The organism is Streptomyces sp. NBC_01233, from assembly GCF_035989305.1.
Lineage (GTDB): Bacteria > Actinomycetota > Actinomycetes > Streptomycetales > Streptomycetaceae > Streptomyces.
On record NZ_CP108514.1, the window covers coordinates 623815 to 635770 of the forward strand.

Genomic DNA, 11956 nt, shown 5'->3' on the forward strand with positions numbered 1-11956 from the left:
TCCGTGCGATCCCTCAGAGCGAGGAACGTCAGGGTGCGAGGCCCTCGATGAGCTCGGCGCCGGGGAGTTCCGCGAACAGTTTCCCGGGCGCGATGAGCTTGCCGCGTCGGCGTCCGCTGCCGACGAGCACGTACGGCATGTCGGCGACCACCGGGTCCACCAGGAGCGGCCAGCCGTCCGGCAGACCCAGCGGGGTGATGCCGCCGTACTCCATGCCCGTCAGCTCCACGGCCGTCTCCATCGCCGCGAAGGACACCTTCCGCGCGCCCAGGTGACGCCGGACGGCGCCGTTCACGTCGACCCGGCCGGCGGAGGGCACGAGGCAGGCCGCGAGGGTGGTCGCGCCGCCGCGCTTGGCGGCGACCACCACGCAGTTCGCCGACTGACCGAGCAGCTCCTGCCCGTAGTGCGCGACGAAGGCGCCAGTGTCGGCGATGGCCGGGTCGGTGTCCACGTAAAGGATCTGCTCGGCCGGGACGTCCCCGGTCCAGCCTCCGACCGCATCGGCGACGGGCTGGACGAGATCCGCGAGGCAGTCGGGAGCGGGCACCGCGTTGTCGAAGGGCCCGATGGGAGCGCGCATGCCCGCACGTTAACACCATGCCTGGACAGCTGAGGGGGAAAGAGAAAGGTGCGGCTGGCCCAGGTGGACGTGGTCTGCCGGAAGCTGGCGACCGAGGTCAACGGCTGGGCCCCGGAAGGGCTGTTGGACAGCCATCACGCCGAACGGCACCCGGTGGGCGCCGCCGTGCTGGACAACACCCGCGCGCAGATCACGCTGCCGGGGACCGATGCGGGTGCGAGCGTGCTGCTCACGCTGTTGTCGAAGCTGATGGACTTCGCGGTCGATGTCCGCTACGACTGCGGCGAGGGCCACGCACCGCTCGGCCGACGGATGCGGACGTGAGCCTGAAGCGGGGCCGGCTCCACGAGTTGATGCGCGACGGCCGCGGACTGGTGCTCGACCAGACCGGCCGGCTCTCGGTGGAGGGCTGGGCGGACCGGGTCGACCACGTGGCCGATGTCGTCGGCGCCGGCGAGGAACGGGACGTGTCCGCGGTGCCGCTGCGGCCGGACGGCCATGTGGTGCGGGTCGGCGACGACCGGCAGGATCTGCGCGGCCGCCTGCCCGAGTGGTTCGGCGCCCCCGCCGACTGGTTCGACCTGGCGGGCCGGACGGGCGAGCCGGAAGAGCGGGCGTACGGGCCTCGCGGTGTCAGCGCCGCGCCGGGGCCCGTACGGACAGGGAGCGGGGGGCAGGAGTCGGCGCCGTGGGCAGCCGGAGCGGGCGGCTGCCCGGGGTGATCGACCCGAGGACGCGGGAGCCGGCGGCTCCGGTGCACCCGGGCACGTTGCCGGGGAGGCCGTGCAGGGTGAGGTATCCCAGCACCGCGAACGCGTACGCCTCCTTCGCCGCGGCCGGCAGCCCGAGTTCCAGCGGGGTGAGGTGCAGCGCGCCGTCCCCGCCCCGGACTTCAAGGTCGCAGGCCGCGGCGTCGATGGCGTCGTACGAGGTCCCCGACATCAGGCCGACCACCCTCATCGCAGGGGCTCCCGGTGGTCGTTCCCGCGCAGGGTCAGCAGCGCGAGTGGGCTGATGGCGCAGGCGCCCGCGGCGTAGTGGGCGGGGATGGCGGTGTCTCCCGTCCTGGCGGTCCATGCGGTGATGACGAGGCCGGCGCAGCCGGAGAACACCGCGTTGGCCAGGGAGTAGGCCAGTCCGAGCCCGGTGCAGCGCACGCGCCGCGGGAACATCTCGGCCAGCATGGCCGGCCCCGGTCCGGCCAGCAGGCCGACGAGCGCGCCCGCGGCCAGCACGGCAACTGCCCGCGCCTGCACGGATGTTCCGGGGGACTGGAGGAGGCGCAGGAGGGGGTGGGCGAGTACGACGATCCCGAGCGCGCCGCCGAGCATGACCGGGCGCCGCCCGAACCGGTCGCTGAGCAGCCCTGCGGGCAGGATCGAGGCGGCGAACCCGAGGTTGACGAGCGTGGTGGCCAGCAGGGCGTCCCGGAAGGAGGCTCCCAGCGTGGACTGGAGGTGGGACGGCAAGACCACGAGGAACGTGTAGCCGGCCGCCGACCAGCCCGTGATCCGCCCGATGCCGAGTACGACGGCACGGGCCTGCAACCGGCCGCCGGGCGGCACTTCGCCGCCGCGGGCCCCGGAACCGGCCTTGGCCGGGGGCGCCCCCGGCGGCTCCTCCAGCGCCGTGCGCAGCCACAGCGCGACCATTCCGAGGGGCAGGGCCAGCAGGAACGGGATCCGCCACCCCCACGCGTACAGGGCTTGGGCGGGCAGGACCACCGCCAGGCCGGCAGCCGTAGCGGCGCCGGCCAGCAGGCCGAGGGCGACGGTGAAGGACTGCCACGCGCCGTAGAGACCTCGCCGGCCCGGCGGCGCGTACTCCGTCATCAGGGACACGGCGCCACCGAACTCCCCGCCCGCGGAGAGGCCTTGGAGTACGCGCAGGAGCGTGAGGAGCCAGGGGGCCGCCGCGCCGACGGTGTCCCGCGTGGGGAGGAGCCCGATCAGGGTGGTGGCGAGCGTCATGAGGCCGATGACGAGGACGAGGGTGGGGCGGCGGCCGAGACGGTCGCCGAGACGCCCGAAGAGCAGGGCGCCGACGGGGCGGAAGAAGAAGGCGAGTGCGAACGAGGCGTACGTGGCGATCAGCGCCTCGGCACCGCCCGCGGCCCCCGCTCCTGCGCCCGCGTGCGGGGTGAAGAAGTTGGCCGCGATGACGGTGGCGAAGCAGCCGTAGACGCCGAACTCGTACCACTCGACGAGGTTGCCGGCCGAACCGGCGAGCAGGGCCCGGCGGGCGGCGGGGCGGGGCGGCGCCGGGATCAGGTCGGTCGAGGTCACCCGTGCTGGGTGCCCGCTCCGCGCGGACCCGATACCTCGCGGCGGCACGGTTCAGCACATCGGCGGCAGCAACGGAGTTCCGAAAGCCCCGGATATCAAACGGATTTGATCGGGATCACCGCCGGCCTCCGCATGAATGCTCCCGGCTGTCAGACGTGAATTCGAGCAAGTCATGCATAACTATTATCTCGAATCGAATGAAAATTCGAGACAAATAGCTCCGTGTCCGATGCCGTTGGGCGCAGGACGTCGGAGAAAACTGGTCCGCCGTCAGAGCCGAGCCACGACACATGCCACCGAGAACGGGACCAGACCACTGATCTGAACTGTCGACTGCCAACCGATTGCGGAGGTGTCACGATGTCCTGCTCCAGGACCGACTCCCGAAAGGCCCCCAAGGGCCTTCTCCTCACGGGCTGTTGCCCCAGAGCAAGTGCCGTCTTCTTCATACTGCTCCTCACGGCCGGCGCCTTGACCGGTCACGCGGACCCGGCCAACGCGGCCGCACCGTACGGCGTCAGAGCCGTCGAGGTGGCGGCCTCCAAACAGGGCTCGCCGTACGCCTACGGCGCCACCGGGCCCAAACGCTTCGACTGCTCAGGGTTGACCCTCTACGCCTTCAAGAAGGCCGGCAAACGTCTTCCACGCACAGCCGACCAGCAGTACGAGCACACCCGCCACATCCCCAAGTCCGACCGCGCGACCGGCGACCTGGTCTTCTTCCCCCGCGGCGCGACCATGGCCCACGTCGGCATCTACGCAGGCCAGGACAGGATCTGGCACGCTCCACGCCCCGGCACCTTCGTGCGTCTGGAGCGGATCTGGAGCACAGAGGTCCGTTATGGACGCGCCACCTGAACCGGCACCCGGCGGGGGCGGAACACCTAGTGCAGGCGCCAGTGGAATTTCCCGCCGCCCACCCAACGGACCGCGTCCGGATCGTCGAGGTCGTGGATGGTGATCCCCTCGGCCGCGGCCGCCAGGACCACATCGGTCATGGACTCCGCCATACGGACCATCTCCCCGTCGATCTCAACGATCCTGAAAGGCGGATCGCCGGGCTGCACCGCCCCCACCGTGACCCGCGGTGTGGCGATGTACGGGCTCGAGCTTTCTGTCATGCGGAGATCGTTCCATGCCGACGCCCCCTTGGCGCCGATTCGCCGGCGCGCCTACCGCCGAGTGGACGCAGGCGGAATCCCACCGCTTCCCGATGTGACTCGGCCGGTGTGTCGGCACACCAGAGAATCGATTCGGCCAGGCGGGTGGTGCTTAGGGTGATCGCAATGTTTCCAGTATCCGGATTCCGAGGAGTTCCTGTGCATATTCGCCGCCTCGCCACCGCCCTGTTGTCCGCCGGCCTGATGCTCGCAGGCGGGCTGGTCGCCGCCACGCCGGCCACCGCCGATCCGTGCGGGTACTTCGCCACGGGCTCCGATTCGTACTACAACCACTGCACGAACGACGGCTCCCGGGTCATCATCGAGGTCGAGGTGTTCGGACCCAATTACGAGAAGTGCGTGGCCCCCGGCAAGACGTGGCTCGGATCGCGCAGCAAGGTGAGCAACGCCCGGTACGCCGGACGCACCTGCTGAACCGGGCGGGCGCTGCGCCGACGTACGCGGGGGCACACGGGTCCGGTGGGACCGCGCCCGGTACAGGCGCAGCGCCGGGCCGCCACGGCCACTGTCGGTGTCGGTGTCGGTGTCGGTGTCGGTGTCGGTGTCGGTGTCGGTGTCGGTGTCGGTGTCGGCATGCTCGCCCCGGGCCTGCGCCTGGCGCACGCCGGTGACGGAGCGGCGGCGGGGCGCCTCGGCGGGCTGCCGGAGCTGCCCGTCGACACGCCGTGGCCGGTATGGGAGGGCAACGGTCCGCTCTCGCACATCGCGTCCCTCGACTGCCCGGTCCTCGCGGCGGCCGGCGAGGCCGGCCTCGGCCTGCCCGCCTCCGGAACCCTCCTCTTCTTCCTCTTCGACGGCCGCCTCGACGGCGACGACCCTCTCGTCCATCCCGAGGACCCCGAGAGCCGACCGGGCGCCCGGGTCATGTACCTCCCCACCGGCACCGCCACCCGCCCGCGCCCTGCTCGGCTCCGGTGCCCCCCGGCAGGACCCCCGGCTGGACGACGAGGCCGCCAAGTGGGTGCTGCTCGCGCAGTTCGACACCGACTGCGCGGCGGACCTGATGTGGGGCGACGCAGGCACCCTGTACCGGCTGATCCGCCCCGCCGACTGGCGGCGGGCCGCTTCGAGGAGGCCCTCTTCACCCGGCAGTGCTGCTGACAGGCCTCGGGGGTGCGGGACGCGATGCATGCCTCCAGGTGGTTGCAGGTGCCGGGCTCGCCCGGCCGCGGTACGGGTACTGCATGACGCAGAAGAAGGACAAGGCCGGCAACGTGAGCGCCGAGCGGCCGAGGCAGCGGGGAACCACCTTCGCCGCGCTCGCGGGAGCACTCATCGGCGCCCTGGCCGGCCTCACGGGCAGCACGCTCGCCTACTTCGAGGCCAAGGACACGCACCGCGAGGAGACCGGGGCACGACGGGCTGACATCCGGCGGGCCGCCTACGTGGAGCTCGCGGGGAGCACGAACAAGTTCGTGCAGCAGGCCACCCAGCTGCTGAGCGTGAGCCTCGACCCCGCCAAGACACCGGAGGAGAGGCGGCGTCAGTTCGAGGACAAATACGCACCGGCCAACACGGACCTCGCGCGTGCCCTCACGACGGTGCGCCTCGTGACGACACCGGAGGGCAGGCGCGACCTGGAAGAGATCAGCGCCCGCTCCACTCGCGTAGGAGAGTTGGCGACCGCCGAGTACGTCGGCGGCCCCGAAGGCGTCGACCTGAAGAAGACCGGCGCCGCCTTCGCGCAGGCGGTGCACCAGCAACTGGCGGCGCTGCAAACCTTCATGGACAGAGCTGCCGACGAGGCGCTGTGACGGCCCGCGCCGCCCCGCCCTCACTCCGGCCGTGGGGCTCGCCAGCGTGAAGTCCACGCCCGTGGGGTACTTGTCCTTCACGGTGAGCACCACACGGCCCGGCTCGACTCGACACTCCGCCGCCGGCTGATGCTCCCCGGGGCTCGGCCTCGTCGGCAAGAACGGCGGCGCCGCGCACGATCGTTGCCCGAAGGCGGTTCATGGTGGCTCTCGCAGATGTATCGTCATCCCTCGGCGCGCATACACACAGCGACGACAGGAACACACGGTGCGACGGGGCGAGTTCTCCCGTGCCTCCGCCAGCGGCTGTCGCTGCCCCCTCCCCTCTCCCACCCGAGGAGTACTCGTGGCCGTCCTCACCACGATCGCCGTGATCCTCGGCGCCTGGTGCGCCGCCGCCGTCGCCACCGCCGCGCTGTACGCCGTCTTGCGGGCACGCCACGTGCGGCGGCAGCGTGCACGGGCGGCCAAGACCGACTGCGCCGTCGACCGGTGCGCCCCGACGGCCGGGCCCGGCGTCCGGAGCAGCTGTGCGCAGGCGCAGGCCGCTCCTGTCGTCGCGAGGAGGACGGCGCCTGACGCGGTGTGATCGGGCCGCGGATGCACGCCGTCCTCACGGTCCTTTCCGCCGCCGCTCCGGCCACGCCGACCAGAGTCCTTCCGCCCGAGGTGCGAGCCGGCACCCCCAGACAGGTCGGTGTGGCCTCGATCGGGTCAAGGCCACGCCCCGCGTTCGTCACCGGAACGGACGGGGCTGATGGAATGCCCTCCTCGTCGGGCTCCCTGGGGCGGATCAGGGGTTATGGAGGCATCGTGCCGGAATCGGATGGCTTGGAGGCACGCCTGCGCGCGATGGAAGAGGCACTCGAACAGGTCGGCACGTCCTTCGTCGAGCGGGAGACCTGGCGGGAGCTCGCGGGGTTCGTGTTCCGGACCCCGTGCGACGCCGCGGCTGTGGAGCTGATCGGCCACGGCGCCAGGAACGAACGCGTGGCCGCGGCCGGCGCCACGGATCTCCTGGACGGCCCCGCCACCGAGATCAGCCCCGCGGTCCGGGCACTGGACGAGGGGCATCCCGTACACGCGTACACCGGCCGGGGCACGGAAGGGCCCGTGCAGCTCATCTCCGTGCCGCTGATCGGCCGGGGCGAGCTCTACGGACGGCTCCTCGCGGCCCGGGCACACGGCGGCTTCAGCGACCACGAGACGGCGACGCTGCACTTCGCGGCACGGCTCGCGTGCATGCACGTCGGCCACGCCCGGCGCCAGGCGGCGACCGAGAAGATCGCACTCGATCTCCAGCGCGCCCTGGTGGCCGAACCGGGCCGGCCGCACCCGAACCTGGAGGTCGCCAGCCGCTACCTGCCGGTCGGAGCGAGCGCCCTCGTCGGCGGCGACTGGTTCGAGACCGTGCGGCTGCACTTCGGCCGGACCCTGCTGGTGGTAGGAGACGTCATGGGCCACGGCCTGGAAGCCGCCGTCGACATGAACGCCTACCGCTCGCTGCTGCGCGACGTGGCCTCCACCGATCTCGCCCCGCACCGCGTCCTGCGCCAGCTGGACGCGCTGTCCGCCGCGGACGACAGCCGCCGCCCCGCGACCTGCCTCCTCGTCCGCGTCGATCCTGCCCGCGGTACGGCCGTGTACGCGAGCGCCGGGCATCTGCCGCCGGCCGTCTTCACGGGTGACGGCCCGGGCGGGCTGCTGAAGGTCCCCGTCGGCCCTCCGCTGGGCACGGGCATCGGCGGATACGAGGCCGTTGCCCTGCCCATCACGGCCGATCAGACGATCGTTCTCTACACGGACGGCCTGGTCGAGCGCCGCGGCGAGGACATCGACACCTCCCTGGCCCGGCTCGCCGCGCTCCGCATGACCGCCGGAGCGGGAGTCTCGGACGTGGTGGACGCGGTCTGCAGCGGACTCGACGCCCAGCAGGCCGAAGACGACGTCGCCGTTCTCGCCGCCCGCCTCCGCCCCCGGACGTCCCACGGGGCCACCGGCTAGGTTCGCCGCAGGCGTGCCGCCTCGACGGTGACACCGGGGCCGATGGCGAGCATGAGCCCCTCCTCGCCGGGGCGCGGTCCGTCGGGGTCGTCGAGGGTCCGCGCCAGGACGTCGAGGACGGAGACGGAGGTCATGTTGCCCTGGCTGCGCAGGGAGTCCCAGGAGTGGCGCAACTGCCGGTGGTCGCAGCCGAGGACGCTCGCGGTGCGTTCGAGGATCGCGGGGCCTCCGTGGTGGGCCACGACGAACGCGGGGTCGGGAATCGTCTGCTTGCGCCGGGCGCCGAGGTAGGGGTCCGCTTTGAGGATCGCGTACGGTGCCTCGGTGGTGGAGGTGAACCCGAGGTGTCCGGTGTCGGGGTCGACCGTCAGCCGGTAGTCGTCCTCGGTGTCGGGGACGAGGAGTTCCAGGGGGTCGTGGAGCTCGACTGCCGGGCCCGGCCGCGCGTCACCGGCAGCGGTCACGACGGTGGCCGCGGCGCCGTCACCGCCCAGTGCCTTGTAGATCATGGCGGGTGCCTTTCTGACGACGGAGAGAACGATTCCTGAGCGTCGCGGGCAGACCTGGTCAGGTCAACGGTTGGTGTGGAGGGGCCGTTTGCCCCTCACCCGATCAGCCTCGCCCCGCGAAGGTCCCCGATCCCGCCTTCAGGCCGTTCTCAGACGGCGGTCAGGCGTACGGCGGCGATGCGGTCCGCGTGATCGAACTCGATCTCCGCCACACGGCCACCGGGAAGATCGGCGAGAATCCGGTCGCCGTCCTCTCTCAGGGGCAGGCCGTGGTATTCCAGGTAGCCGGTGACCACCCGTCGGGCCGAACGGCCGATCAGGCCCGCCCCGGTCAGGAGTTCCCGCGGCAGCGCGACCGCGTCGAGGCCGGCCCTCGGAACCTGCGGGTCGTCCGGCAGGAAGTAGACCAGGCTGTCCGGTCCCGCCGGGAGGCCCAGGTACCCGGGCGCCTCGGCCACACCCATGCCCGCGAAGGCCAGCGTCTCCGCCGCCCGCCGGGGATCCTCGAAACCGGACAGGTCGAGGGTCTCCTCGGTGAACTCGGCGATCCCGTGCTTCCTTCCGTAGCGCTCGATCGCGCCGGTCAAAGCCACCACGTCGCCGCCGCGCAGTCCTGGGTTGGCCCAGCCCCACATCCAGGACCGGTCCTGCACGTCGTACGTGCCCAGCACGGCGACCCGCAGCTCAAGACCGCCCTGCCGGTAGCGACAGGCCTCGAGGTCCGCCGTCCAGGGCCCCTGCGGCATGTACGCGGTGAGCGCCTGGAGTTGGGCGGCGCCCCAGGCCGCATGACGTTCTGCCTCCAGGAGGAACGCGTCACTGAACCGATTCATCATGATCATGCCCACGACCCTAAGCGGTTGTCTCACGTGGCAAGTTTCGCGAGCTTCTTGTAGCAGGTCAGGGCGGCGGCCATGGCCAGGCCTCGGCTCGGACAGCCGTTGCGGACCACGTACGGGATCTTGAGGCCACAAGCAGCCCATGGCAGACTCATGCCGCATGATCGATGAATTCGCGAAAGACAACCTGTACGGGAGACTGCGGCGGGACCGCGAGGCGCTGCTCTGGAAACTCGACGGCTTGTCCGAATACGACGCCCGCCGGCCTTTGACAGCGACCGGAACCAACCTCCTCGGCCTGGTCAAACACGTGGCCACCGTCGAGGCCAGGTACTTCGGCGAGGTCTTCGACCGCCCTTCCCCGGAACCGCTGCCCCGGTGGCAGGACTCCGACGGCAGCGATCTGTGGGCGGCCGAGGACGAGACCCGCGATCAGATCATCGGGTTCTACCGGCGCACGTGGGAACACTCGGACGCGACGATCAACGAGCTTCCCCTCGACGCCCCCGGCCACGTGCCGTGGTGGCCGGAGCCTTATACCGACACGAACCTGTTCGCCGTCATGGTCCATGTCCTCGGCGAGTCCATCCGCCATGCCGGGCACGCCGATATCCTGCGCGAGGGCCTCGACGGCCGGACCGGGTTGCGCGCCGAACACGAGAAGCAGATCGACGAGGAAGCCCGTGCGGCCTACTGCGCGAAGATCGAGCAGGCCGCCAGGTCGGCCGCACCGATCAAGGCTTAGAGGTCGTCTCACGTGACTTGATGTTCGTGCGGCATGATGCCGGTCGTGGGTGCTGATCTATCGAAGCGTCTGGTTCCTGATGAACTCTGGGAGCCGGCCGCCCCGTTGCTGCCGTCGTGCGCTGCTCGTCCGCAAGGTGGTGGGACCGCTCCGTGTGACGGGCGGGCCGTGTCACGGCAGTGGTGTACGCGCTGACCAGCGGCTGTTCCTGGCTGCATCTGCCGCCGACGTTCGGCACGTCGCCCGCCACCGCGCATCGCCGCTTCACGGTATGGACCGAGGCCGGCCTGTGGCGTCGGCTGCACCGGGCGGTGCTGGACGAACTCGGGGCCCGGGGCGAGGTGGACTGGACCTCGGCGATCGTCGACGCGGCCTCCGTTCGCGCCGAAAGGGGGGATCGCCGACCGGGCCGAACCAGGTCGATCGCGGCAAGAAGGGCAGCAAGCTGCACGTGCTGTCCGATGCCCAGGGCATCCCGCTCGCCGTCGCCGTATCCGGCGCGAACATGCACGACAGCCTCGCCCTCAAGCCGCTCATCCGCGGCATACCCGCCGTCCGGTCCCGCCGGGGACCACGGCGGCGCCGACCCGTCAAACTCCGCGCGGACAAGGCGTACTTCTCCGCCGAACACCTGGCCTGGCTGCGCGAGCGCGGGCTCGTCGCGCGCATCGCGCGGCCCGGCATCGAGTCCGGCGAACGCCTCGGTCGGCACCGCTGGAAGATCGAACGGTCGATCGCCTGACTCTTCGGCTACCGCCACCTCACCGTCCGATACGAACGAAAGGGCTCGCACTTCCTCGCCTTCCTCGGCCTGGCCGCCGCCCTGACCTGCTACAAGAAGCTCGCGAAACTTGCCACGTGAGACACCCTCCAAGTCCTTTCCGGCGCGGCCTCGGGGGCAGGTGGGTGATTGTCCGTCACGCTCCATTGTCAGTGCCTCCCCATAGTGTGGAGACATCACTCGGGGAGCCTCGGAGGGGGAGCGGAAGCATGTCTGCCAATAAGATCCAGCACAAGGTGAATCACGTCGCGCTGGTAGTGGACTGTTCAGGTTCCATGCATCAGCACCAGAGTCAACTCATCCGTGTCGTGGACGAGTTCGTAGCAGGCCTGAAAGCCGAGTCGGACAGCCTCGGCCATGAGACCCGGATCAGCCTCTACTCCTTCGACCACAGGGTGGAGAACCTGGTCTGGGACATGGACGTGAAGCACCTGCCGTCCATGCAGGGCCTGTACAAGGTGAACAATGGCGCTACGGCCCTCATCGAAGCCTCTCTGAAGTCCCTGGACGACCTGGGTCACATCTGGGAGGAATACGGGGAGCACAGTTTCCTCCAGATCGTGGTGACGGACGGCGAGGAGAACGCCTCCGGCGGCGACAGGCGGCACGACGGGGACATGGCCATCCTCGGCCCCTGGCTCGACAAGATCGCGGCGAAGATGGGTGCGCTCCCGGGCCACTGGACTTCCGCGATCCTCGTTCCGAACTCGCTGGCCAAGCGGACCGCCCAGAACTACGGCTTCCCGGCCGGAAACATCGCCATCTGGGACGCGGACTCCCAGGAGGGTGTCGAGGAGGCGATAGGCACCGTGCGCGCTGCCGCCACCAGCTTCCTGCGGGGCCGCGAGAAGGGCGTGCGCGGTACCAAGAACCTCTTCGCGGTCGGCCAGGACATATCGGTCGACGATGTGCGGGCGAACCTCGAACCGGTCCCGGCCGACAAGTACCGGCTCCTGAAGGTCGATACGGAGGTCGGAATTCGGGCCTTTGTCGATTCTCATCCCGGCGTGGCGTACGAACGCGGGTCGTGCTACTACCAGCTGGGCACCCGGGTTCAGGTTCAGCCCGACAAGGAAGTCATCGTGGTCGAGAAGGACACCGACCGCGCATATACCGGGAATGCGGCACGCAGCCTGCTATTCGGCACGGGCATTCAGGGGACCGTCTCCGTGAAGTCGGGGCACAATCCCCAGTTGGAGGTGTACGTGCAGAGTCGTTCGGTGAACCGGAAGCTCAAGCCGAAGACGCGCCTGCTCATCATGCTCTGAATTCCCA

The 11956-nt window shown here is 70.5% G+C and carries 14 protein-coding genes and 3 pseudogenes; 10 read left to right on the plus strand and 7 right to left on the minus strand.

All coding sequences use genetic code 11. From position 1 onward, the window contains the following. Window positions 1-28: 28 nt before the first annotated feature. The gene (locus tag OG332_RS03130) at window positions 29-583 is read right to left on the minus strand and encodes a YbaK/EbsC family protein (RefSeq protein WP_327411966.1); all 555 of its coding nucleotides are present in this window, start codon (window positions 581-583) and stop codon (window positions 29-31) included. Between the two features lie 81 nt (window positions 584-664). Between OG332_RS03130 and OG332_RS03135 the strand changes: the two are divergent. After that, window positions 665-1146, plus strand: a pseudogene (locus OG332_RS03135) (aromatic-ring hydroxylase C-terminal domain-containing protein); the annotation flags it as partial. A 70-nt stretch (window positions 1147-1216) separates the two neighbouring features. Here the strand turns inward: OG332_RS03135 and OG332_RS03140 are convergent. Together OG332_RS03140 and OG332_RS03145 are read right to left on the minus strand one after the other, a co-directional pair. Further along, window positions 1217-1543, minus strand: coding sequence for an anhydro-N-acetylmuramic acid kinase (locus OG332_RS03140; protein ID WP_442816099.1), 327 nt, complete (start codon window positions 1541-1543; stop codon window positions 1217-1219). Then, window positions 1540-2868: an MFS transporter gene (locus tag OG332_RS03145; protein ID WP_327411967.1), complete on the minus strand. Its 1329-nt coding sequence runs from the start codon at window positions 2866-2868 to the stop codon at window positions 1540-1542. The genes OG332_RS03140 and OG332_RS03145 overlap by 4 nt, the downstream gene beginning before the upstream one ends. Before the next feature lie 471 nt (window positions 2869-3339). Between OG332_RS03145 and OG332_RS03150 the strand changes: the two genes are divergently transcribed. Then, window positions 3340-3726 (plus strand): C40 family peptidase, encoded by a 387-nt coding sequence (locus OG332_RS03150; RefSeq protein WP_327411968.1) that lies wholly within the window; start codon window positions 3340-3342, stop codon window positions 3724-3726. Window positions 3727-3752: 26 nt separating this feature from the next. On the opposite strand, the gene OG332_RS03155 is transcribed toward OG332_RS03150, so the two are convergent. Next, window positions 3753-3989 carry a hypothetical protein gene (locus OG332_RS03155; RefSeq protein WP_327411969.1) on the minus strand — a complete coding sequence of 79 codons (237 nt, stop codon included), beginning with the start codon at window positions 3987-3989 and terminating at the stop codon, window positions 3753-3755. Between the two features lie 198 nt (window positions 3990-4187). On the opposite strand from OG332_RS03155, the gene OG332_RS03160 reads away from it, so the two are divergent. From OG332_RS03160 to OG332_RS03180, 5 genes and pseudogenes are all read left to right on the plus strand, one after another. Then, window positions 4188-4463 carry a DUF6355 family natural product biosynthesis protein gene (locus OG332_RS03160; protein WP_327411970.1) on the plus strand — a complete coding sequence of 92 codons (276 nt, stop codon included), beginning with the start codon at window positions 4188-4190 and terminating at the stop codon, window positions 4461-4463. Between the two features lie 159 nt (window positions 4464-4622). Further along, window positions 4623-4928 (plus strand): annotated as a pseudogene (locus tag OG332_RS47760) (DUF1963 domain-containing protein); the annotation flags it as partial. Between the two features lie 305 nt (window positions 4929-5233). Then, the gene (locus OG332_RS03170) at window positions 5234-5803 is read left to right on the plus strand and encodes a hypothetical protein (protein ID WP_327411972.1); all 570 of its coding nucleotides are present in this window, start codon (window positions 5234-5236) and stop codon (window positions 5801-5803) included. 346 nt (window positions 5804-6149) lie between these two features. Next, a complete protein-coding gene (locus OG332_RS03175; RefSeq protein WP_327411973.1) occupies window positions 6150-6392 on the plus strand; it encodes a hypothetical protein in 243 nt (80 codons plus the stop codon). A gap of 224 nt (window positions 6393-6616) precedes the next feature. Next, window positions 6617-7807, plus strand: a complete 1191-nt coding sequence (locus OG332_RS03180; protein WP_327411974.1) for a PP2C family protein-serine/threonine phosphatase — start codon at window positions 6617-6619, stop codon at window positions 7805-7807. On the opposite strand, the gene OG332_RS03185 is transcribed toward OG332_RS03180, so the two are convergent. From OG332_RS03185 to OG332_RS03195, 3 genes are all read right to left on the minus strand, one after another. After that, window positions 7804-8316 (minus strand): hypothetical protein, encoded by a 513-nt coding sequence (locus OG332_RS03185; protein WP_327411975.1) that lies wholly within the window; start codon window positions 8314-8316, stop codon window positions 7804-7806. The two genes, OG332_RS03180 and OG332_RS03185, sit on opposite strands and share 4 nt — an antisense overlap. Window positions 8317-8465: 149 nt before the next feature. Then, the gene (locus OG332_RS03190) at window positions 8466-9158 is read right to left on the minus strand and encodes a DUF6882 domain-containing protein (RefSeq protein WP_327411976.1); all 693 of its coding nucleotides are present in this window, start codon (window positions 9156-9158) and stop codon (window positions 8466-8468) included. Between the two features lie 23 nt (window positions 9159-9181). Then, complete coding sequence (locus OG332_RS03195; RefSeq protein WP_327411977.1) at window positions 9182-9310, minus strand: hypothetical protein; 129 nt, start codon at window positions 9308-9310, stop codon at window positions 9182-9184. A 5-nt stretch (window positions 9311-9315) separates the two neighbouring features. Between OG332_RS03195 and OG332_RS03200 the strand changes: the two genes are divergently transcribed. The 3 genes and pseudogenes from OG332_RS03200 to OG332_RS03210 all read left to right on the plus strand — a co-directional run bounded on the left by OG332_RS03200 (window position 9316) and on the right by OG332_RS03210 (window position 11949). Beyond that, complete coding sequence (locus OG332_RS03200; protein ID WP_327411978.1) at window positions 9316-9900, plus strand: DinB family protein; 585 nt, start codon at window positions 9316-9318, stop codon at window positions 9898-9900. Window positions 9901-9945: 45 nt separating this feature from the next. Then, window positions 9946-10762 (plus strand): annotated as a pseudogene (locus tag OG332_RS03205) (IS5 family transposase). A 128-nt stretch (window positions 10763-10890) separates the two neighbouring features. Then, the gene (locus OG332_RS03210; RefSeq protein WP_327419092.1) at window positions 10891-11949 is read left to right on the plus strand and encodes a vWA domain-containing protein; all 1059 of its coding nucleotides are present in this window, start codon (window positions 10891-10893) and stop codon (window positions 11947-11949) included. The last annotated feature ends 7 nt before the right edge of the window (window positions 11950-11956 follow it).

Coding starts and splice junctions, on each gene's coding strand:
- OG332_RS03130 (WP_327411966.1), bottom strand. CDS start 583: ATGCGCGCTCCCATCGGGCCCTTCGACAACGCGGTGCCCGCTCCCGAC.
- OG332_RS03140 (WP_442816099.1), bottom strand. CDS start 1,543: ATGAGGGTGGTCGGCCTGATGTCGGGGACCTCGTACGACGCCATCGAC.
- OG332_RS03155 (WP_327411969.1), bottom strand. CDS start 3,989: ATGACAGAAAGCTCGAGCCCGTACATCGCCACACCGCGGGTCACGGTG.
- OG332_RS03170 (WP_327411972.1), top strand. CDS start 5,234: ATGACGCAGAAGAAGGACAAGGCCGGCAACGTGAGCGCCGAGCGGCCG.
- OG332_RS03185 (WP_327411975.1), bottom strand. CDS start 8,316: ATGATCTACAAGGCACTGGGCGGTGACGGCGCCGCGGCCACCGTCGTG.
- OG332_RS03190 (WP_327411976.1), bottom strand. CDS start 9,158: ATGATCATGATGAATCGGTTCAGTGACGCGTTCCTCCTGGAGGCAGAA.
- OG332_RS03195 (WP_327411977.1), bottom strand. CDS start 9,310: ATGAGTCTGCCATGGGCTGCTTGTGGCCTCAAGATCCCGTACGTGGTC.
- OG332_RS03200 (WP_327411978.1), top strand. CDS start 9,316: ATGATCGATGAATTCGCGAAAGACAACCTGTACGGGAGACTGCGGCGG.
- OG332_RS03210 (WP_327419092.1), top strand. CDS start 10,891: ATGTCTGCCAATAAGATCCAGCACAAGGTGAATCACGTCGCGCTGGTA.